21 protein-coding genes are annotated in these 21,608 nt (G+C 70.2%); 4 read left to right on the top strand and 17 right to left on the bottom strand.

Annotated features, from left to right (window positions below; translation table 11 throughout):
* Positions 1-241 precede the first annotated feature (241 nt).
* The 15 genes from tyrS to infC form a co-directional block, all read right to left on the bottom strand.
* On the bottom strand, positions 242-1,501 hold the full coding sequence (gene tyrS / locus J4030_RS04910) for a tyrosine--tRNA ligase (RefSeq protein ID WP_208048104.1): 1,260 nt from the start codon (positions 1,499-1,501) through the stop codon (positions 242-244).
* A gap of 70 nt (positions 1,502-1,571) precedes the next feature.
* Positions 1,572-2,207 carry a DNA-3-methyladenine glycosylase gene (locus J4030_RS04915; protein ID WP_208048105.1) on the bottom strand — a complete coding sequence of 212 codons (636 nt, stop codon included), beginning with the start codon at positions 2,205-2,207 and terminating at the stop codon, positions 1,572-1,574.
* Complete coding sequence (gene argH / locus J4030_RS04920; RefSeq protein ID WP_208048106.1) at positions 2,204-3,652, bottom strand: argininosuccinate lyase; 1,449 nt, start codon at positions 3,650-3,652, stop codon at positions 2,204-2,206. Before argH ends, J4030_RS04915 begins: the two co-directional genes overlap by 4 nt.
* Positions 3,649-4,176 carry an arginine repressor gene (argR, locus tag J4030_RS04925; protein WP_208048107.1) on the bottom strand — a complete coding sequence of 176 codons (528 nt, stop codon included), beginning with the start codon at positions 4,174-4,176 and terminating at the stop codon, positions 3,649-3,651. Before argR ends, argH begins: the two co-directional genes overlap by 4 nt.
* Entirely contained in the window at positions 4,173-5,105 is a 933-nt protein-coding gene (gene argF, locus J4030_RS04930; protein WP_208048108.1) for an ornithine carbamoyltransferase, read from the bottom strand. The genes argR and argF overlap by 4 nt, the downstream gene beginning before the upstream one ends.
* The gene (locus J4030_RS04935; protein WP_208048109.1) at positions 5,102-6,289 is read right to left on the bottom strand and encodes an acetylornithine transaminase; all 1,188 of its coding nucleotides are present in this window, start codon (positions 6,287-6,289) and stop codon (positions 5,102-5,104) included. Before J4030_RS04935 ends, argF begins: the two co-directional genes overlap by 4 nt.
* A complete protein-coding gene (gene argB, locus J4030_RS04940) occupies positions 6,286-7,194 on the bottom strand; it encodes an acetylglutamate kinase (RefSeq protein WP_208048110.1) in 909 nt (302 codons plus the stop codon). Before argB ends, J4030_RS04935 begins: the two co-directional genes overlap by 4 nt.
* Complete coding sequence (gene argJ, locus J4030_RS04945) at positions 7,191-8,342, bottom strand: bifunctional glutamate N-acetyltransferase/amino-acid acetyltransferase ArgJ (RefSeq protein WP_208048111.1); 1,152 nt, start codon at positions 8,340-8,342, stop codon at positions 7,191-7,193. The genes argB and argJ overlap by 4 nt, the downstream gene beginning before the upstream one ends.
* Positions 8,343-8,367: 25 nt before the next feature.
* Positions 8,368-9,408, bottom strand: coding sequence for an N-acetyl-gamma-glutamyl-phosphate reductase (gene argC / locus J4030_RS04950; RefSeq protein ID WP_208048112.1), 1,041 nt, complete (start codon positions 9,406-9,408; stop codon positions 8,368-8,370).
* A 28-nt stretch (positions 9,409-9,436) separates the two neighbouring features.
* A complete protein-coding gene (pheT, locus tag J4030_RS04955; protein WP_208048113.1) occupies positions 9,437-11,968 on the bottom strand; it encodes a phenylalanine--tRNA ligase subunit beta in 2,532 nt (843 codons plus the stop codon).
* A complete protein-coding gene (gene pheS / locus J4030_RS04960) occupies positions 11,968-13,062 on the bottom strand; it encodes a phenylalanine--tRNA ligase subunit alpha (protein WP_208048114.1) in 1,095 nt (364 codons plus the stop codon). Before pheS ends, pheT begins: the two co-directional genes overlap by 1 nt.
* Positions 13,063-13,100: 38 nt before the next feature.
* Positions 13,101-13,928, bottom strand: coding sequence for an RNA methyltransferase (locus J4030_RS04965; protein WP_208048115.1), 828 nt, complete (start codon positions 13,926-13,928; stop codon positions 13,101-13,103).
* A gap of 37 nt (positions 13,929-13,965) precedes the next feature.
* Positions 13,966-14,358, bottom strand: a complete 393-nt coding sequence (rplT, locus tag J4030_RS04970; protein ID WP_208048116.1) for a 50S ribosomal protein L20 — start codon at positions 14,356-14,358, stop codon at positions 13,966-13,968.
* 60 nt (positions 14,359-14,418) lie between these two features.
* Entirely contained in the window at positions 14,419-14,613 is a 195-nt protein-coding gene (gene rpmI, locus J4030_RS04975) for a 50S ribosomal protein L35 (protein ID WP_208048117.1), read from the bottom strand.
* Positions 14,614-14,704: 91 nt separating this feature from the next.
* Positions 14,705-15,262: a translation initiation factor IF-3 gene (gene infC / locus J4030_RS04980; protein ID WP_307864563.1), complete on the bottom strand. Its 558-nt coding sequence runs from the start codon at positions 15,260-15,262 to the stop codon at positions 14,705-14,707.
* Between the two features lie 450 nt (positions 15,263-15,712).
* Between infC and J4030_RS04985 the strand changes: the two genes are divergently transcribed.
* Positions 15,713-16,066 carry a TfoX/Sxy family protein gene (locus J4030_RS04985; RefSeq protein ID WP_208048119.1) on the top strand — a complete coding sequence of 118 codons (354 nt, stop codon included), beginning with the start codon at positions 15,713-15,715 and terminating at the stop codon, positions 16,064-16,066.
* 13 nt (positions 16,067-16,079) lie between these two features.
* Here the strand turns inward: J4030_RS04985 and J4030_RS04990 are convergent, their stop codons facing one another.
* Positions 16,080-17,276, bottom strand: a complete 1,197-nt coding sequence (locus J4030_RS04990) for an MFS transporter (RefSeq protein WP_208048120.1) — start codon at positions 17,274-17,276, stop codon at positions 16,080-16,082.
* 183 nt (positions 17,277-17,459) lie between these two features.
* On the opposite strand from J4030_RS04990, the gene J4030_RS04995 reads away from it, so the two are divergent.
* From J4030_RS04995 to J4030_RS05005, 3 genes are all read left to right on the top strand, one after another.
* Positions 17,460-17,939, top strand: a complete 480-nt coding sequence (locus J4030_RS04995) for a Fur family transcriptional regulator (RefSeq protein WP_208048121.1) — start codon at positions 17,460-17,462, stop codon at positions 17,937-17,939.
* 53 nt (positions 17,940-17,992) lie between these two features.
* The gene (locus J4030_RS05000; RefSeq protein ID WP_208048122.1) at positions 17,993-19,567 is read left to right on the top strand and encodes a catalase; all 1,575 of its coding nucleotides are present in this window, start codon (positions 17,993-17,995) and stop codon (positions 19,565-19,567) included.
* Between the two features lie 144 nt (positions 19,568-19,711).
* Positions 19,712-20,152: a VOC family protein gene (locus J4030_RS05005; RefSeq protein ID WP_208048123.1), complete on the top strand. Its 441-nt coding sequence runs from the start codon at positions 19,712-19,714 to the stop codon at positions 20,150-20,152.
* Positions 20,153-20,155: 3 nt separating this feature from the next.
* On the opposite strand, the gene J4030_RS05010 is transcribed toward J4030_RS05005, so the two are convergent.
* Entirely contained in the window at positions 20,156-21,562 is a 1,407-nt protein-coding gene (locus J4030_RS05010; RefSeq protein ID WP_208048124.1) for a xylulokinase, read from the bottom strand.
* Between the last annotated feature and the right edge of the window lie 46 nt (positions 21,563-21,608).

Consider the following 21,608-nt stretch of genomic DNA (forward strand, 5'->3'; position numbering starts at 1 on the left):
GTTGAGTTATCAAGAAACGATCGCGACCGTTACACGCAGATCTTGTCTGCATTTCTCCGGGGCAACTTCTCTAACTTAGCACCACTTCCCGGCTGCTTCCAAATCGAGCGAAGCGGGGGATTTCGTTCGTGATGCTGGGTATTCACTGAACTGCGGACCAGCCGGCTGCTCGCCGTCTGTGCCTCCGTCAGGCAGTGGGCAAGAGCGTACGACACCGGGTCGGGTGCGGCCAAATCGGCTCTCACGCACGCCGTGCAGCCACCAGATGCTTGCGTCCACGCTTGATCAGGGCCACCCGTCCGTGGAGGTAGTCGGCCTCGGTGAGGGTGGCTTCCGCGTTCGTCACCTTGACGTTGTTGAGCGAGATCCCGCCCTCGTCGATCAGCCGGCGGGCGGCGTTGCGGCTCTCCGCCACTCCCGTCTGCACCAGCGCATCGACGATGGTCGCCCCCGCCTGCACCACTGCGCCGGGAAGCTCCGCCGTGGCGTCCTGCAGGGTGCGTTCGTCGAGTGCATTCACGTCCCCCTTGGCGAAGAGCGCCTCTGCGGCCGCCTGCGCGGACCTGGTCGCGTCGGCGCCGTGCACGAGTGTGGTGACCAGTTCGGCCAGCGTGCGCTGCGCGGTACGGCGGAAGGGCTCGTCGCGCACCTGTTGCTCCAGGGGCCCGATCTCGGCGAGGTCCAGATCCGTCAGCACCTTGAGGAGGGTCACCACCTCGGCGTCGTCGACGTTGATCCAGAACTGGTAGAACGCCCACGGGCTGAACATCTGCGCGTCGAGCCAGACGGCGTTGCCCTCGGACTTGCCGTACTTGCGTCCACTGGAGTCGGTCAGCAGCGGGGTGGTCAGCACGTGGACCGCCGCACCCTCGCTGGAGCGGATGAGGTCGGCGCCGGCCAGGATGTTGCCCCACTGGTCGACCGCCCCGGTCTGCAACGTGCAGCCGTACTCGCGGAACAGGTGCAGGTAGTCCAGGCCCTGCAGCACCTGGTAGCTGAACTCGGTGTAGCTGATGCCGTGCTCGCTGTTCAGGCGCGCCGCGACGGCGTCCTTCTTGATCATCGTGTTGACCCGGAAGTGCTTGCCGATGTCGCGCAGGAAGTCCAGCGCCGAGATGCTGCTGGTCCAGTCCAGGTTGTTGACGATCCGGGCCGGGTTGGCACCGTCGAAGTCCAGGAACGGGCGCACCTGCTCCTCGATCCGGCTCACCCACTCCGCGGTCTGCTCGGGTGTCTTCAGCACCCGCTCGGCCGTGGGCCGCGGATCGCCGATCAGACCCGTCGAGCCGCCGACCAGGCACAGCACGTGGTGCCCGGCGCGCTGCAGACGTCGCAGCAGGACCAGCTGGACGAGATTGCCGAAGTGCAGTGACGGGGCGGTCGGGTCGAAACCGCAGTAGACCGTCAGAGGGCCGCTCGCGAGCGCATCGCGCAGGGCGGTCTCATCGGTGGTCTGGGCCACCATGCCGCGCCACTGCAGCTCCTCGAAGATGTCAGTCACTGGTCTCGGTTCCTTCCGTGGCGTCCCGTCGGGGTGCGCCGTGTCGTGGGTGCAGGCTGCCGCACCAGTCTCAGGTACGTCGACGGGGTTTCGACGGGCGGTACGTCGAGACGTGGGGGTCGCCGTCGATCCAGAACCTCCAGGGGTACGTCGCGCCGTCGCCGCCCGCACCGCTGACCCCTACCCGCGGGCCCGTCCGTACCGCCGTCGGCGGCACGGGCTCCCCCGCCCGGACCTGCACCGGTGAGTCGGGGTCGCTCAGATCGGTCCCGTTGCGGCGCAGATCGGTGAAAGCGAGTGCCTGGGCCAGCCGCGCGGGCCCTCGGGCAAGGTCCCGGTCGGCGAGTGTGCCCTGTCGGCCCCGGCGTTCGCGGGCGAGGTCGACCCCCTGCACGACCTGTCCTGCCCGCAGCAGCAGTCCGGCAGCGTGTCCCGGCGGACCGCAGACGACGTTGATGCAGTAGTGCATCCCGTAGGTGAAGTAGACGTAGAGGTGACCGGGCGGCCCGAACATCACGAAGTTGCGGGGCGTCTGCCCCCGGAAACCGTGAGCCCCCGGGTCGTTCGCGCCGTCGTACGCCTCGACCTCGCAGATCCGCACCCCGACGCCGGCATGCTCGACGTACGCCCCGAGCATCCTCGGCGCCACGTCGAGCACGTCCACCGAACCGTCGAGAGGGAACGGCAGCGACGAGGACCCGGTCATTCCGCGGCGTGGTCCCCAGGAGCCCGCCGGGTCCAGGTGCGCAGCTCGCCGTTCCGCGCATCGACCTCCTGCAGCTGCTCGCGCACCCGGTCGGGAGCGGTGCCGCCTCGGGAGTCGCGCGAAGCGAGCGACCCCGGGACGCTCAGCACCTCGCGGACACCGGGCTGCAAAGCAGGGTCGATCTCCTGCAGGTCCTCGTCCGTGAGCTCCCACAGCTCGATGCCGCGCGACTCGCAGACCCGCACGCACGCGCCGGCGACCTCGTGCGCGATCCGGAACGCCACCCCCTGACGCACGAGCCAGTCGGCGATGTCGGTGGCGAGGGCGAACCCCTGCGGGGCGAGGGACTCCAGCCGCGCCGTGTCGAAGGTGAGCGTCGCGACCATCCCCGAGAACGCCGGGAGCAGCACCTCAAACGTGTCGACCGCGTCGAAGATCGGCTCCTTGTCCTCCTGCAGATCGCGGTTGTACGCGAGCGGAAGTCCCTTGAGCGTCGTCAGCAGGCCGGCGAGATCGCCGACGAGACGACCCGCCTTGCCGCGCGCGAGCTCGGCGACATCGGGGTTCTTCTTCTGCGGCATGATGCTCGACCCGGTGGAGTAGGCGTCGTCGAGCGTGACGAAGGAGAACTCCCGGGTGGCCCAGAGGATCACCTCCTCGGCGATCCGTGAGATGTCCACCGCGGACATCGCGGCGACGAACGCGAACTCGGCGACGACGTCGCGGCTCGCGGTGCCGTCGATGGAGTTCGGCGACGACGTGCTGAACCCCAGCTCACGGGCCACCGCGAGCGGGTCCAGGCCGAGCGAGGAACCCGCCAGCGCACCCGCGCCGTACGGCGACTCGTCAGCTCGCACGTCCCAGTCCCGCAGCCGGTCGACGTCGCGCAGCAGCGCCCAGGCGTGCGCGAGCAGGTGGTGGGACAGCAGCACCGGCTGCGCGTGCTGCAGGTGGGTCCGGCCCGGCATGGCGACCCCGAGGTGCGCGCGGGCGTGCAGCACGAGGGCGTCGACCACATCGAGCAGCAGCCCCCCGACCTCACGGGAGTGCTCGCGCAGGAACACGCGGAAGAGCGTGGCGATCTGGTCGTTGCGGGACCGGCCGGCGCGCAGCCGACCCCCCACCTCCGCGCCGGCACGATCGATCAGCCCACGTTCGAGCGCGGTGTGCACGTCCTCGTCCTCCGGCGCCGGGACGAACGCGCCGCTCGCCACGTCGTCCGCCAGCCGGTCGAGCGCATCCAGCATCGCGGCGAGATCCTCCGGCGACAGCAACCCCGCCCCGTGCAGCACCCGGGCATGCGCTCGGGAACCGCGGATGTCGTACGACGCGAGCCGCCAGTCGAAGTGCGTCGACTTCGAGAGGGCCGCCAGTGCGTCGGCCGGCCCGTCGCTGAACCGCCCGCCCCAGAGGCTGACGGGGGTCGCCGGGGTCTCGTGCGTCATTGCTGGGCATCTCCTTGATCGCGTGCGGGGTCGGTGTTCTCCGCTGCGTCCAGCAGCGCGCGTGCCACCGCCGGTGCGGTGGCGGCCGAGCTTGCCACCACCATGACGGTGTCGTCCCCGGCGAGGGTGCCCACCACGTCGCGCGGCGAGGAGTGGTCGATCGCTGACGCCAGGTAGTTCGCGGCGCCCGGCGGGGTCCGCAGGATCACGAGATTCTCGGTCACCGTCGCGGTGACCAGCAGTTCGGCGCACACCCGCCGCAGGCGTTCGTCCACCTCGCCGCTCTCGGCGGGGGCTCGCATCCTGTCGTCGCCACCCTCGGCGGGGACGGCGTAGATCAGTTGCGAGCCGTCGCGCACCTTGGCGGCCCGGAGCTGCACCAAATCCCGCGAGAGCGTCGCCTGCGTGACCTCCACCCCGCTGCGAGCCAGATGGTCAGCCAGCTCCGATTGGGAGTGGACGCGCTCGGAGGTGATGACCTCGACGATGAGCTGCTGACGCGCCGTACGGGTCGCCGGGATCATGACTGCCCCAGCACGAACGACAGCAGCGCCTTCTGCGCGTGCAGCCTGTTCTCGGCCTCGTCGAAGACCACCGACGCCGGTCCGTCGATCACCTCGGCGCTGATCTCGAACCCGCGGTAGGCCGGTAGACAGTGCAGGACGATCGCGTCGTTCGCGGCGTGGGACAGCAACGCGGCGTCCACCGCGTACGGCGCGAACGGGGAGTCCTCGCCCTTGCGGGTCGCGGACTCACCCTCTTGACCCATCGACACCCACGTATCGGTGATGACGGCCTGGGCGGAGTCGACAGCAGCGCGCGGATCGTCGGTGAGGGTGACCGATCCCCCTGTCGTGTCGGCGATCTCACGGGCGCGGCGTACGACGTCCGGGTCCACCTGCGCGACGTTCGGCCCGCCGACCCGCAGGTGGATGCCCGCGGTCGCGAAACCCAGCAGGTAGGAGTGCGCCATGTTGTTGGCGGCATCGCCGACGTACGCCGCGGTGAGACCGGCGAGTCGGCCGCGGTGCTCGGTGATGGTCAGCAGATCGGCCAGGATCTGGCACGGGTGGAACTGGTCGGTGAGGGCGTTGACCACCGGCACCCCGGCGTACTGCGCCATCTCCTCGATCCGGGACTGGTCGAAGGTGCGCCACACGATCGCCGCCACCTGCCGGCCGAGGACGCGAGCGCAGTCCGGGATCGACTCGCGCACCCCGATCTGGGCCATCGACCCGTCGACGACCACCGGGTAGCCGCCCAGTTCGGACACGCCTGTGGAGAAGGACAACTGGGTCCGCAGCGTGGGCTTGTCGAAGATCAGCGCGACCGAGCGGGGACCCTCCAACGGCCGGGCGGCGAACCGGTCCACCTTCAGGCGGGCCGCCTCGGCCAGGATCCGGGCCTGCTCCTCCGGGGTGATGTCGTCGTCGCGCAGGAAGTGTCGGGTCATGAGGTCGCCTCCTGCAGGATGCCCGGCAGGGCATCCAGGAACTGGTCGAGTTGGGTCGTACTCAGCACCAGGGGAGGTGCCAGCCGAAGTGCCTGCGGCGCCACGGGGTTGACGATGAAGCCGGCGTCACGGGCGGCGATGGCGACCGCGGGCGCGATCGGTTCGGCGAGCGTGATCGCCTGCAGCAGGCCGATCCCCCGCACGCCGGTGACTCCGGCCGGGGCCTGGTCGCGGATGCGATCGGCGAGATGGCGACCGAGACGCTCGGCGTGAGCGAGCAGACCCTGCTCCTCGATGGTCTGGACCACCGCCAGGCCAGCTGCGGCCGCCAGCGGATTGCCGCCGAACGTGGATCCATGCTGGCCCGGCTGCAGTAGGTGTGACACCTGTTCGCCGTAGGTCACCAGGGCACCGATCGGCACTCCCCCGCCCAGTCCCTTGGCCACCGTGATCGCGTCCGGCACGACGTCGGTGTGCTGGTGGGCGAACCAGCGGCCCGTGCGCCCCATGCCGGTCTGGATCTCGTCGAGGATGAGGAGTGCCCCTGCGGCCGTGGTGATGTCGCGGGCCGCCCGCAGGTAGGCGGGGTCCGGCACGATGACGCCCGCCTCGCCCTGCACCGGCTCCAGGATGACCGCGCCGGTCTCAGAGGTGACCTGCGACGCCAACGCGTCGACGTCGCCGTACGGGACATGACTCACGCCGGGCATCAATGGTTCGAACGGCGTGCGGTACGCGGCCTTGTGGGTGAGTGCGAGTGCGCCGGTGGTGCGCCCGTGGAAGGCTCCCTCGGCGGCGACGATGCCCGGCCGACCGGTACGCCGCGCGAGCTTGATCGCCGCTTCGATCGCCTCGGCGCCGGAGTTGGCGAAGAACACCCGCGAGCCCTGAGGCGCCGCCGCGACCCGCAGCAGCTGCTCGGCGAGCTCGATCTGCGGCCGGGAGGTGAAGAGGTTGGAGATGTGGATGGCTTCGGCCGCCTGTTTGGACACCGCGGCCACCAGCGCGGGGTGACCGTGGCCGAGCACGTTGACGGCGATGCCTCCGAGCAGGTCCAGGTAGCGCCGCCCGTCCGCATCCCAGACGTAGCAGCCGTCGCCGTGCGTCAGCACGAGTGGAGGGGTGCCGAACACGTTCAGCAGACTGCCCTCGTACCGCTGCAGCAACTCCTGCTGGGCGGTCATGCGTCGTCCTGCGGAAGCACCATGGTGCCGATCCCTTCGTCGGTGAAGACCTCGAGCAGCAGCGAGTGCGCCCGGCGGCCGTCGATCACGTGTGCTTGCGGCACTCCCCCACGGATCGCGCGGATGCACCCCTCGAGCTTGGGCACCATCCCCGAATCCACTTCTGCCAGCAGCTCTTCGGCGCGCTCAAGAGACAGGGAGCTGAGGAGGCTGTCGCGGTCCGGCCAACTCGCGTAGATGCCCTCGACATCGGTGAGCATGACGAGCTTGTGCGCACCGAGCGCGACGGCCAGGGCGGAGGCGGCCGTGTCGGCGTTGACGTTGAGCACCTGGCCCGGCTCGCCGAGGTCCGGCGCGACCGAGGACACGACGGGCACCCTCCCGGCGTCGAGCAGGTCGCGGACGGCGGCCGGGTTGACGGTGACCACGTCGCCGACGAGCCCGATGTCGACCTCCTCGCCGTCGATCAGCGCACCGCGCCGACGCGCACCGAAGAGCGAGCCGTCCTCACCGGACAATCCGACCGCCAGGGATCCGTGCTGGTTGATCAGGCCGATCAGCTCCCGGGAGACCTGGCCGGTCAGCACCATCCGCACGACCTCCATCACCTCCGGGGTGGTGACGCGCAGGCCGGCCTTGAACTCGGATCGCAGGCCCAATCGGTCGAGCATGATCTGGATCTGCGGGCCGCCGCCGTGCACGACGACCGGACGCAGCCCGGCGTACCGCAGGAAGGCGACGTCCTGGGCGAACGCCAGTTTGAGGGCGTCGTCGGTCATCGCGTTGCCGCCGTACTTGATCACCACGAGCGCGTCGCGGAATCGCTCCAGCCACGGGAGCGCCTCGACCAGGGTGACGGCTTTGTCGGCGGCGCCGATCAGGTCGGTCGGCGGGCGCAGGGTCATGTGCTGTACGCCGAGTTCTCGTGCACGTACTCGTGGGTGAGGTCGTTGGTCCAGATCGTCGCCGCCGCCTCCCCCGCGTGGAGGGCGACCACGACCTGCACCTCCCGACCGGTCAGGTCGACTCCGGCGCGGTCATCTCCCACGCCCCCGGAGCGGCACACCTGCACCCCGTTCATCCAGACGTCCAGCTCGGCAGGGTCGAAGCTCGCGTACGTCGTGCCGACAGCTGCGAGCACCCGGCCCCAGTTCGGGTCGTTGCCGAAGACCGCGCACTTGAAGAGGTTGTTGCGCGCGATCGCGCGCCCGACCTCGAGCGCCTCGGTCGTGGAGAGGGCCGAACGGATCTCGATGCTGATGTCGTGGTGCGCGCCCTCCGCGTCGCCGATCAGCTGACGTGCCAGATCGGCGCAGCACGTGGTGAGGGCGTCCGTCAGCTCCGCGCGATCCACCGTGACGCCGGAAGCACTCGACGCGAGCACCAGGACCGTGTCGTTGGTGGACTGGCACCCGTCGGAGTCGATCCGGTCGAAGGTGATCTCGGTGGCCGCACGCAGCGCTGCTTCGAGGTCGGCGGGGTCGACCACGGCGTCGGTGGTGATCACCACCAGCATCGTGGCCAGGGCCGGCGCCAGCATCCCCGCGCCCTTGGCCATCCCGCCGACCGACCACCCGGACCGGGCGACCGTCGCCTGCTTGGGGTGCGTGTCGGTGGTCATGATCGCGGTGGCAGCTGCCGTGCCGCCCTGCGCGTCCAGGGCATCCACGCTGCGCGTGACACCTGACAGCAGTCTGTCCATCGGCAACAACTCGCCGATCAGCCCCGTCGAACACACCACGACGTCACCGGCAGACACCCCCAGGGCAGCCGCGGTCGCCTCGGCCGTGCGGTGGGTGTCGGCGAATCCCTGTGCGCCCGTGAGCGCGTTCGCGCCGCCGGAGTTGAGGATCACGGCGTCGGCGCGGCCGTCGGAGACGACCTGCCGACTCCAGGTGACCGGCGCAGCCTCGATGCGGTTGCTGGTGAAGACTGCGGCCGCGTGGTGGTCGGGCCCGTCGTTCACCACGAGCGCCACGTCGGGATCGCCACTGGCCTTCAGACCGGCGGTCACACCGGCGGCCCGGAACCCCTGCGGTGCGGTCACACTCACGGCGTACTCCCTCTGCTGGTCATGGTCACGGCGCGATCCCCGCCGTGGGCAGGCCGGTGGTCTCGGGGAGCCCGAGCGCCAGGTTCATGCACTGCACGGCGGCGCCCGCGGTGCCCTTGGTCAGGTTGTCGACCGCCGCGACCGCGACCAGCCTGCCGACCCGTTCGTCGACCTCGACCTGCAGGTGGACCAGGTTGGATCCGAGCACGCTGCCGGTCGACGGCCACGATCCGGCAGGGAGCACCTTGACGAACGGCTCGTCGGCGTACGCCGCGGCGTACGCCTCGCGGACCTGTCGGGGATCGACGCCCTCGGCGAGCGGCGCCGTGCAGGTGGCGAGGATGCCCCTCGGCATCGGGGCGAGAGTCGGGGTGAACGACACCCGCACCGGACCGCCGCTCGCCGCGGTGAGATTCTGCTCGATCTCGGGGGTGTGCCGGTGAGTGCCGCCGACGCCGTACGGCGACATCGCACCCATCACCTCGGCACCGAGCAGGTGCGGTTTCAGGCTGCGTCCGGCACCGGAGGTGCCGCTGGCCGCGACGATGACCACGTCCCGGAGCTGCACCAGCCCTGCAGCGAACGCGGGTGCCAGCGCCAGGGTGCACGCGGTCGGATAGCAGCCGGGGACCGCGATGCGGCGAGCCCCGCGCAGAACGTCCCGCTGCCGACCGTCGGTCGTGAGCAGCTCGGGCAGGCCGTACGGCCAGGTGCCGGCGTGCGGCGTGTCGTAGAACGTGGTCCATGCATCGGCGTCCTGCAGCCGGAAGTCCGCGCCGCAGTCGATGACCACCGTGTCCGGCGACAGCTGCTCCACGATCGCGGCGGATGCGCCGTGCGGCAACGCGAGGAACACCACGTCGTGGTCACGCAGGTGCTCGGCCGTGGAGTCCAGCAGCACGCGGTCGGCCAACGGGCCGAGGTGGGGCGCCACCTCACCGAGCGTCCGTCCGGCGCTGGACGCCGCCGTCAGGTGCCCGATCTGCACGTCGGGACGCCCGAGCAGCAGGCGCAGGATCTCCCCGCCCGCGTACCCGCTGGCTCCTGCGACCGCGACCTTCAGCATGTGCATGACAATACATGACTTTGCATAGTCATGCGCCGCGCTGGAACGCCCCGGTCTCCTGCTCGGCGCGGGACACGGCACGGTCGCGGGCCGCATTCACCTCGGACGTGGTGAGGGTGCGGTCCGGCGCGCGGAACTGCAATCGGTACGCCAGGGACTTCTTGCCCTCGCCGACCTGCTCACCGGAGTAGAGGTCGAAGAGAGCCGCGGCTTCGAGGTGTTCGCCGGCACCGGCGCGCAGCGCTGCCTCGACCCGTGCGGCCGGCACGGTGTCGTCGACAACGAGAGCCACGTCGCTGCTAGCCATCGGGTACGTCGAGACCGGCGCCGAGAGCGTGTCGCCCTCGCTCGCGGCGAGCAGCACGTCGAGGTCCAGCTCACCCGCCACGGTGCGTGCGGGTAGCTCCAGTGCCTCACAGACCTTCGGGTGCACCTCACCGACCCAGCCGGCCGTCCGGCCATCGGGGACGGTCACCACGGCGCAGCGGCCGGGGTGGAAGGGCGCCCGCTCGGCGGCGGCCGTGGTGAGCGTGAGGCCCAGAGCCTGTCCGAGATCGCGCACGATCTCCAGGGCGTCCGTCCAGTCCGCGCCGCGTCCGGGACCCCACCAGGCGGTGCGATCGCGTTCCCCGGTCAGGGCGAAGGCGACCTGACGCGGTTGCGGGGGCACGGCCGCGCGGATCCGCGCCAGGGTGGCGTCGTCCGGGCGGATGCCGGGCTCCTCGGTGGGCGCCGTGCGTCCCTGACCGTCCGGCAGGGCGACGAGCCCGACCTCGAAGAGCGCGAGGTCGCGAGCACCGCGGGAGACGTTGCGTCGCAACGTGTCGAACAGTCCGGGCAGCAGTGTCGTACGGAAGAGGTCGGCCTCCTGGGACAGCGGATTCGCGATCTTGACGGCCTGGCTGCGGGGGTCGGCGACGTCGATCCCGAGCCGCTGCAGCACCTGCGCGCTGATGAACGGCGCGCTCCAGGTCTCCTGCAGGCCGCGACCGGCCAGCAGCTCCGCCACCATCCGCCGGGCCTGCTGGCTCCGGGTCAGGCCACGCCCGCCGGGCGGACGGGGCACCACCGAGGGGATGGCGTCGTACCCGTGGATGCGCGCCACCTCCTCCACGAGGTCCGGGCCGGTCGTGAGGTCGGGGCGCCAGGTCGGAGGTCTGACGCGAGCGCGATCGCCGGACACCTCGACGGCGCAACCGATCTGCCGTAGGACGTCGACGACCTCATCCTCGTCGTACGCGACACCGACGAGGCGGGTCGGCAGGGTGAGGTCGAGATCGATGCTCACAGCGGGGAGTCCGTCGCCTACGTCGGTCGCGCCTTCGTCCGCGACTCCCCCGGCGTACTCGACGAGCAGGTCGACGATCAGCTGGGCGGCTGCGGGTGCCAGCTCGATGTCCACGCCGCGTTCGAACCGGCGCGCGGCCTCCGACGGCAGTTTGTGCCGCCGGGCCGAGCGGGCGATGGAGACCGGGTCGAAGTTGGCCGCCTCGATCAGCACGTCGGTGGTGGAACCTGAGATCTCGGTGTCGGCGCCGCCCATCACCCCGGCGATGCCGAGCACGCGGTCACCACCGTCGGTGATCAGCAGGTCCTCGTCGAAGAGCGAACGCTCCTGGTCGTCGAGGGTCTTCAAGGTCTCACCGGCAGCTGCCCGGCGGACGACGATGGGTCCGGTGATGGACGCGAGGTCGAAGGTGTGGGTGGGCTGACCCAGCGCCAGCATCACGTAGTTGCTGATGTCGACGGTGAGGGAGATGGGCCGCATCCCGGCCTCGGTCAGCCGGGTCGCCATCCAGGCGGGGGTGGGGGCGCCCTGGTCGATACCTCGCACGGTGCGGGTGACGTAGCGGCGGCACCCGGGCTGACCGCGCAGCGGTGCCTGGTCGTCCAGGCGCACCGCGAAGCCGTCATCGCTGCCGTGCGGCGCTCGCCGAGCCAGCGTGGGCACCGGATCGGTGAAGGCGGCGCCGGTGGCGTGGGAGTACTCGCGTGCGACGCCGCGCAGGCTGAAGCAGTAGCCGCGGTCGGGGGTCACGTTGATCTCGACCGTCACGCGGTCGAGCCCGAGCAGCGCGACGGCGTCCTGGCCGGGCACCAGGTCGGCGCCGGGCAGCAGTTCGGCCAGCCGGATGATCCCGCCGGAGCCGTCGTCGGGCAGCCCGAGCTCGTCCGCGGCGCAGATCATCCCGGCGCTGACGTGCCCGTAGGTCTTGCGCGCCGCGATCGAGAAATCCCCGGGCAGCACGCCACCGGGCAGCACGCAGACGACCCAGTCGCCCGCGACGAAGTTGTGCGCGCCGCAGACGATGCCCTGCGGCTCACCGGTGCCGTTGGCGTCGCCCACGTCGACCTGGCACCAGTTGATCGTCTTGCCGTTCTTCTGCGGCTCGGGGTCGGCGGAGATCACCCGGCCGACCACCAGCGGTCCGGTGATGTCGGCGCCGTGCAGCCCCTCCTCCTCCAGACCGACACGCACCAGGGAGGCGGCGATGTCCGCGCCGGTCGTCCCCGGTGCCACCTCGACGTACTCGCGCAGCCATTCGACGGGCACCCGCATCAGATCTCCATCCCGAACTGGCTGTTGAAGCGCACGTCGCCCTCGATCATCTCTCGCATGTCGGCCACACCGGTGCGGAACATCAGCGCCCGGTCGATGCCCATGCCGAAGGCGAAGCCGGAGTACTTCCGCGGGTCGACGCCGCACGCGCGGAGCACGTTCTCGTTGACCATCCCGCAGCCGCCCCACTCGATCCATCCGGTGCCGCCACAGGTGCGACAGTCCGGGTCGTTGCCGTGGCACACGAAGCAGCGCAGGTCCATCTCGGCGGACGGCTCGGTGAACGGGAAGTACGACGGGCGCAGACGGGTGGTGATCTCCGGGCCGAAGAGCTCGGCGGCCAGCCGGTCCAGGGTGCCCTTGAGGTGGGCCATCGTCAGGCCCTCGTCGACCGCCAGACCTTCGAGCTGGTGGAAGGCCGGCATGTGGGTGGCGTCCAGTTCGTCGGTGCGGAACACCCGCCCCGGGACGGCGATGTAGAGCGGCACGCCGCGCTCGAGCATGGCGCGGGCCTGTACCGGCGAGGTGTGCGTGCGCAGTACGAGACCGGCATCCGGCGGCTCGACGTAGAACGTGTCCTGCATCTGGCGGGCCGGGTGGTCCTGGTCGAAGTTGAGCGCGTCGAAGGTGAACCACTCGGCCTCGACCTCGGGCCCCTCGGCGATCTCCCAGCCCATCCCGACCATCACGTCGGCCATCTGCTGCCCCATCAGCTCGACGGGGTGGCGCCGGCCGAGCGGGCGCCGATCCGGAACCAGCGTCATGTCGACGCGCTCGTCGGCGAGGATGCGCTCGTCGCGCTCGGCCTCGAGGACCTGCTGACGGGCCTTGAGCTCCTGGGCGACGCGACCACGGGCCTGGCCGACGCGCTTGCCGGCCTCGGCCTTCGCGGTCGGCGGGAGCGCGCCGATCTCACGGTTGGCCAGCGCCAGAGGGCTCTTGTCGCCCTGGTGCTCGGTGCGTGCGACCTTCAGCGCCTCGAGGGAGTCGGCGGCTGCGATCCCCTCGATCGCGGACTGCACCGCCGCATCGATCTGCGCGGGGTCCAACGCGGCCACCTCGACCGGGTCGTACTGCGTGTTGGGGCCTGACATCGACTGCCTTCGTTGAGCGTTCGCGGGACGGGCGGAGTCTATCGACGGAGGGTGGTGCTCTTCACGGGTGTTTGCGCCGCGGCGCTGGCGTAGAGGCAGAGGGTCGCTGCCATCGCCAGATTGAGGGATTCGGCGTGACCGTGGATCGGCACCCGGACGACCGCGTCGCATCGATCGCGTACCTCGTGCGGCAGTCCCCACGCCTCGTTGCCCATCACCCAGGCGTGCGGTCCGTGCAGCTCGGCCTCGGGCAGCAGCACCTCCCCGGCCCCGTCTGCCGCGAGCACTGCGATGCCACGCCGACGGCAGCCTTCGATGACCGACTCAAGGGGCGCGCCGACGACGACGGGCAGGTGCCAGAGGGACCCCGCGGTGGAGCGCACCACCTTGGGGTTGTAGACGTCGACGCTGGAGTCGGTGACGATCACCGCGCGGGCGCCCGCGGCGTCCGCGCCACGCAGCACCGTGCCGGCGTTCCCCGGGTCGCGCACCTGCGCGAGCACGACCACGAAGCCCGCGGTGGGCTCGACGACCGCGTCCAGCGCGTCGTCGAGGGGGACGTCGACCCGCCGGCAGACCGCCAGGATCCCTTGCGGGTGCTGAGTGTCGGTGAGTTCGGCCAGCACCTGGGCGCTGCAGTCGTGCACGGGTACGTCGGCGGCGCGCGCCAGTGCGAGCAGATCCGCGTGGCGTGGGACGCAGTCCACGTCGACGTAGACCTCGACCGCGGTGGCCGATGCGAACCTCAGCAGCTCGCGCACGGCCTGCGGGCCGTCCGCAACGAAACGGTGGGCCCGCTCACGCGCCGAACGCCGGCCGAGCGTCCGTACCGCCTTCACCCGCGTCGCGCGGGGGTTGGTCAGCACGGCAGGCTCGGCCGGCGTTCGAGGATGGTGATGTCGATCAGGCGGCGCTGGTCGCGTCTGCCTTCTCGTCGGTCGCCGGCACGTTGGCCTTGGCGATCTCGACCAGCGCGGCGAATGCGGGGGCGTCGTTGACGGCCAGCTCTGCCAGCATGCGACGGTCGACCTCGATCTCGGCGGCCTTCAGGCCCTGGATGAACCGGTTGTAGGTCATCCCGTTGGCGCGGGCGCCGGCGTTGATGCGCTGGATCCACAGGCGACGGAAGTCACCCTTGCGGGCCCGGCGGTCCCGGTAGGAGTAACCCATGCTGTGGGTTACCTGCTCCTTGGCCTTCCGGTACAGGCGCGAGCGCTGACCGCGGTAGCCGCTCGCCTGTTCCAGGACGACGCGACGCTTCTTGTGGGCGTTGACTGCCCGCTTCACGCGTGCCACGTGAATCTCCTTCGTGTAGTGCTACCGGTGGACTCACCGGTGATGCGAGATGGGCAGTACTTACTTACCGAGCAGGCGCTTGATCCTGCGGGTGTCGGCGGGCGCGACGACGACGTCGTTCACCAGCCGGCGGGCGTTGCTGGAGCTGCGCTCCTGGAACTTGTGCACGTGACGCGCGCGCTGACGCATCACCTTGCCGGTCGCGGTGGTGCGGAAGCGCTTCTTGGCCCCGCTGTGGGTCTTCATCTTCGGCATCTGCCGGTCTCCTTCGTGTCGCCGGCCGCGCTCGGGCGCGGGTGTTCCGGTGTGGCGTGCAAATCTCTGGGCTCGCTACGACGCGAGCCGGTCACTCGGTGGTCGCGAGCTCCGTGTCGGGCTGGTCCTGGTCGGCCGCTTCGGCCTCCCGCTTACGACGTCCCTCGGCGCGGGCCTCGGCCTTCTTCTTGACCGGCCCGATGACCATGACCATGTTGCGACCGTCCTGCTTCGGCGAACTCTCGACGAAGCCGATCTCGGCCACGTCCTCGGCGAGACGCTGCAGCAGCTTGAAACCCATCTCCGGACGGGACTGCTCGCGACCGCGGAACATGATCGTGACCTTGACCTTGTCGCCGGCGTTCAGGAATCGCTCGACGTGGCCCTTCTTGGTGCCGTAGTCGTGCGGGTCGATCTTCAGGCGGAGTTTGATCTCCTTGATGACCGTGTTGACCTGGTTCTTGCGGGCCTCACGGGCCTTGACGGCAGCCTCGTACTTGAACTTGCCGTAGTCCATGAGCTTGGCGACCGGCGGTTTGGCCATCGGCGCGACCTCGACGAGGTCGAGGTCTGCTTCGCCGGCCAGTCGCAGCGCGTCCTCGACGCGCACGATGCCGACCTGTTCGCCGTTGGGTCCGACCAGTCGCACCTCGGGTACCCGGATCCGGTCGTTGATACGTGGTTCAGCGCTGATGTCTGCTCCTTCTTCCGCTGCTCCTTCGAAGCTGCGTGGAGACAAAGAAAGGCTCCTCGTCACCCACGGTGCACGAGGAGCCCACGCTGCAGTTCAGGCGTGTCGGTCGACGACCGACGACGACACAACCGTCGGGTCATCGCTGGAATTGCCATACCAGCGGTCGACCACGAGGAGCGTCGTACCTGGACCGGAACCCCGCGGCATGCCTGCCGCACAGGGTGGAAGCGGTTGCTTCTCTTGCACACCGGCGGTGACGGCCCGAACTGAGGCCCGGACGACAACGCCGATCGGTAGACACAACGGTAACAGCCGCCCTGCCATTCCCACCAATTCCGCGCCGATCCGCGCTCTCCGGTGCCCCGACACCGTGCAGCGAGCGGCACCCGGCACGATAATCACCCCATGCCGTACGACACGGACCTCGCTGAGCGCATTCGGCACCTGGTCGAGGGCAGCTACGGGCTGTCGGAGAAGGCGATGTTCGGTGGGCTCGCCTTCCTCATCGGCGGCCACCTCGCCGTCGCGGCGAACAGCCACGGCGCCCTCATGGTCCGTGTGGCGCCCGATCGAACGGCAGAGCTGCTCGATCCACCGCGGGTGAACCACTTCGTCATGCGCGGGCGATCGCTGGACGGCTGGCTCGACGTATCGGCGGAGGCGGTCGGCGACGACGAGGCGCTGCGCGGGTGGGTCGACCTGGGCGTGACGTACGCCGCCGGCCTGCCGCCGCGCGATGACACCGAGCCGAGCGACTGAGACCGGGGCCGGGTCAGGCAGCGAGCCGGTGCTCGACCTCGACCGCACGGCCGGCGCGCGGTCGCGCACCGGCGGCGGCCAGCAGGGCGATCACCGCCCCGAGGATCGAGACGGACACGAATCCGCCGCCGAAGCCGAAGTGGTCGATCGCGACGCCACCGATGGGTGCACCGAGAGCAGACCCTGTGGTCATCGACGAACCGTGCCAGCCCATCGCCTCACCTCGCGCCGACGGCGGCACCACCCGGGAGATCGCGTCCACCGTCGCGGTGATCGTCGGTGCGCAGAAGATCCCCGCGAGCAGCGACAACGCGGCCAGCATCCACGGGGAGGTCGCGAGCGCCATCGGCGCTGTCGTCACCGCGAGCCCGAGCAACAGCAACGCCGGCGGCAGCGGCCGGGAGATCGCGCCGTACACGAGTCCGCCGAGGATCGAGCCGACGCTCCACACCACCAGGACCAGCCCGAGGGATGCGGTGGCCGACCATCGCTGCATAGCTGCGACGAAGGCGACGTCGCTGCCGGTCAGCACGATGGTCGAGGCGGCGGCTGCAGCACACAACAGCACGAACTTCAGCCGGAACCAGTCGGCGCGTTGCACCGGCGCCGCCGACGCGCCGTCCGCCGCGGCGTCGCGCAACGGCGGGTTCGCCCACCACAGCAGCACGCCCACCACGACTCCGACCATCTCGATGCCGAAGAGCACCCAGGTCGTCGAGACGACCGTCGCGAGCCAGACCACCAGCAGCGGGCCGGCCATGAACGCGAGCTCGACGACGATCCCGTCCAGCGAGAGGGCGGTGCGGCGGTCGACCTCGGTGACGGCCGCGATGACGCCCTGCCGGATCACGGAGAACGTCGGTACCACGAAGAGACCCGCCACTACAGAGAGGACCAGGAGCGCCCAGTAGCCGACGAACGGCGCGATCGACCAGCACACGGCGTTCACCGCGATGGACGGGGCGACCACCCGACGCAGGCCGAGACGGTCGAGCAGCCGGCCACGCCACGGGCCTGAGACCGCGATGGCGATGGTGCCGGCGGCGGCCACCAGACCGGCTTCGGTGTAGGTGCGGTGCAGATGGGTGACCACGTGCAGCGTGAGGATCACCCCGGCCGAGAAGATCGGTAGGCGGAGCAGGAATCCGAGCAGCAGCACGCGACGTGCGTCGCGGACGGCGAGCACGCGTCGGTACGGCGTGAGGGACATGGCTCAATAGTTCCATATCGAAATTCTTGACGCCAGTCATTTTCGTGTGATCTCGATCGCCATCCGCCCTGCGCGTCGGAAAGTGACCGCACCGCCGACAACCCACCAGCTGAGCACTCGACATGGGGAGTTAGCCGACCCTGTCTTGAACCATTCCAGTCTGGTGTGGTGGTGTAGGTCACGATGCATCTCTCCGAGACTCCGATGAAGCTGCGCGCGGCGCAGCTGCGGGTCACCGCGCCCCGCGTCGCGGTGCTGGAGGAACTCACCAGCCGACCGCACGCCGACGCCGACGACCTCGTCGTCGCGGTCCGCGAGCGCCTCGGGTCGGTCTCGGTGCAGGCGGTCTACGACGTACTGCGTGCACTGACCGCCGCCGGCCTCGTCCGTCGGATCGAGCCCGCGGGCCACCCGGCGCGCTACGAGACGCGGACCGGCGACAACCACCACCACGTCGTATGCCGCTCGTGCGGGGCCGTCGGCGACGTCGACTGCGCCGTCGGTGCCGCGCCCTGCCTGCAGGCGGACGACCCGGACGGCTTCACGATCGACGAGGCCGAGGTCATCTACTGGGGCTATTGCACCGAGTGCCGGGACGACGTTCCGGGTATTGACCGGTCGACGGCCCCGCAGCCCGGTTCCCTCAGCGAACCGGCCCCCTGATCCCCCAGACCCCCATCGAAGACCGACCACCGAAGAAGGAAAGTGAGAGCCAGATGACCGGCAACGAATCCATCCAGACCGCTCCCTCGAAAGAGGCGCACCTCGGTTCACGCACCTCGACCGGCGCCCCGGCGCCGAGTGACCGCAACTCCCTCACCAACGGGCCGGACGGTCCGATCTTCCTGCACGACACCCACTTCATCGAGCAGATGGCGCACTTCAACCGCGAGCGGGTGCCCGAGCGCAACGTGCACGCCAAGGGGTCCGGCGCGTTCGGCGTCTTCGAAGCGACCGAGGACGTGTCGGCGTACACCAAGGCCGCCCTGTTCCAGAAGGGCACGACGACCGACATGCTCGCGCGCTTCTCGACCGTCGCCGGCGAGCAGGGATCGCCCGACACCTGGCGCGACCCGCGCGGTTTCTCGCTGAAGTTCTACACGACCGAGGGCAACTACGACCTGGTCGGCAACAACACCCCGGTGTTCTTCATCCGCGACACGATGAAGTTCCCGCACTTCATCCGCAGCCAGAAGCGTCGTGGCGGCACCGGCCTGCGCGACAACAACATGCAGTGGGACTTCTGGAGCCTCAACCCCGAGTCCGCGCACCAGGTCACGTACCTGATGGGCGACCGCGGGATCCCGCACACCTGGCGGCACATGAACGGCTACGGCAGCCACACCTTCCTGTGGATCAACGAGGCCGGCGAGAAGCACTGGGTGAAGTACCACTTCCACAGCAACCAGGGCGTCGAGGGCCTGACCGGCGAGGCGGCCACCCGGATCGCCGGCGAGGACGCCGACTTCCACCGTCGCGACCTGCACGAGGCCATCGAGGGCGGCGACTTCCCCAGCTGGGACCTGTCGGTACAGCTCATGCCGTACGAGGACGCGAAGACCTACCACCTCAACCCGTTCGACCTCACGAAGGTGTGGCCGCACAGCGACTACCCGCTGGTCAAGGTCGGCAAGATGACCTTGAACCGCAACCCGGAGAATTTCTTCGCCCAGATCGAGCAGGCGGCGTTCGAGCCGTCGGCGACGGTGCCGGGTATCGGCTTCTCCCCCGACAAGATGCTGCTGGGCCGCACGTTCGCCTACAGCGACACCCACCGCTACCGGATCGGTGCGAACTACCTGCAGCTGCCGGTCAACCGGCCGCGGGTGCAGGACCACAACACCTACGCGTTCGACGGTCCGATGGCCTTCGAGCACACCGGTGACGACCCTGTCTACGCACCGAACAGCTTCGGTCGCGGCTACGCCGACAACGTCGGCGAGGTCGAGGACAGCTGGGAGTCCGATGGCGAGATGGTGCGCCAGGCCTACACCCTGCGCGCGGACGACGACGACTTCAGCCAGGCGGGTGACCTGGTCCGCAACGTGTGGACGCAGGACCAGCGTGACCGGTTCGTCGACACCGTCGCGGGTCACCTGCTCGGCGGCGTCAAGGGTGACGTGCTCGAGCGCGCCTTCCAGTACTGGAAGAACGTCGACCCCACCACGGGCGCGAAGATCGAGGAGCAGGTCCGCGCCGAGGTCGGCGGGGAGAACCCCGGCGGCGAGGACGACGACGCTAAGGCGAACGTCGACCTGATCGTGGAGAAGCGCACCCAGGCGACCCACTGACCCGTTGAAGCACTGACGCGGTGACCTGACCGCGTGTCCTGCAGAGGGCGTACGTCGACCGCACTGGTCGGCGTACGCCCTCCGGCGTTACCGGACTCTCGTGAACGGCACGTCGCTGTCGGTGGGTGGTGTCATCGTGGCGAGATGACGGCAGAGATACAGATCACCTACGACTGCGCCGATCCTGACCGCCTCGCCCGGTTCTGGGCGGCGATGCTCGGCTACCAGCTGCAGCCGCCGCCGAAGGGCTTCGAGTCCTGGGATGAAGCCCTCGCATCCTTCGGGGTGCCGCCGCAGGAGCGCAACGACCGCTCGGCCATCCTGCCGCTGGACGGAGCCGGCCCGCGGCTGTTCTTCCAGCGCGTGCCGGAGACCAAGACGGTGAAGAACCGGATCCATCTGGACGTGCGCGCCGCGCCGGGCGTGCAGGGCGAGGCACGGATGATCGCGCTGGAGGCGGGGGCCGAGCGCGCGCGGGCTCTCGGCGCCACCCGCCTCTACCGCGTCGAACCGGACCCTACCGTCATGGAATCCGGTTTCATCACGATGGCCGACCCGGAGGGCAACGAGTTCTGCCTCGACTGAGGCTCAGCCGTGCACGGTGTGCCGGAACGCGTCGTACCGCTCCCGGATCCGTGCACCGTCGTCACCGCTCGGCAGGTCGATCGTCGTGTGCGCATCGACCGACCACGGCGGGAGGTCGCCGCCTCCGGACAGCACCCAGGCTGCCTGGCGGGCGGCACCGAGCGCGACGTACTCCGCGCTGTCGGGCACACTCACCGGCACGCCCAGGACCATGGGTGCGATCTCCCGGACGGCAGCCGACGCCGCTGCACCGCCGATCAGGAGGGCACGTTCGACGGGTACGCCGACCGAGCGCAGGTCGGTGATCCCTGCCGCCAGGTTGGCGAGCATCCCCTCCACGCAGGCACGCGCCAGATTCTCCGGCGTCGCGTTGGAGCGGGTGAGGCCGCCCAGGGTGCCGGTGGCCTCAGGGAGGTTGGGCGTGCGCTCGCCGTCAAGGTAGGGCAGCAGCACCAGCCCCTGCGCGCCGGGCGACGCCGCACGCGCCAGCCGGTCGAGACCGGCCAGGTCGGTCCCGAGCATCGACGCCGCGGCGCTGAGCACCCGTGCGGCGTTGAGTGTGCACATGAGCGGCAGGTGCCCACCGGTCGCGTCGGCGAATCCGGCGACCGCGCCGGTGGGATCGCCGGACGGCCGCTCATGGGCGGCGTAGACCGTCCCGCTGGTCCCGAGCGACACCACGGCGTCGCCCGTCCCGAGTCCGAGGGACAGTGCGGCGGCCATGTTGTCGCCGGTCCCCGGTGCGACGAGGATCCCGGTGTCCGTGCGACCCGCGATCTCGTCGGGTGCCAGCACGTCGGGCAGCTCCAGGTCCTTCCCGGCAGCGAGTCGCACCAGCTCATCCTGGTACTTGCCGGTCACCGGCGACCAGTAGCCGGTGCCTGACGCGTCGCCCCGGTCCGTAGTCCACCGGTGGAATCCGTTGCCGGACTGCAGGATGCGGCCGGTGAGCCAGTCGTGCGGCAGGACGACCCGCTCGGTGCGCGCGGCGTTGTCGGGTTCGTGCTCGGCCAGCCAGCGCACCTTGGCCACGGTGAACGCGGCGAGCGGCACGACGTCCACCCGGTCGACCCACTCCTGCGGCCCGCCCAACTCCTGGACGAGGTCGGCGGCTGCCTGGGCGGAGCGCACGTCGTTCCACAGCAACGCGTCGCGGACCAGCCGATCGTCGCCGTCGAGGGTGACCATGCCGTGCTGCTGACCGCCGACGGCCAGCGCCGAGACGCCGTCGAGTATGCCGTCGGAGCTGGCCTCCTCGTACGCCGTCCACCAGTGCTCGGCGGACACTTCGGTGCCGTCCGGGTGGGCAGCGCGCGACTCACGGACCACCTCGCCGGTGTCCGCGTCGCAGACGACGATCTTGCAGGCCTGGGTCGAGGAGTCGACTCCGGCGACGAGGGTGCGGGGCATCGGTGTCCTTGGGTGGGCTCGGAAGACGGCGGACGTCAGGGCGGTG

Origin of the sequence: Allobranchiibius sp. CTAmp26 (assembly GCF_017565405.1) — a bacterium.
Lineage (GTDB): Bacteria > Actinomycetota > Actinomycetes > Actinomycetales > Dermatophilaceae > Allobranchiibius.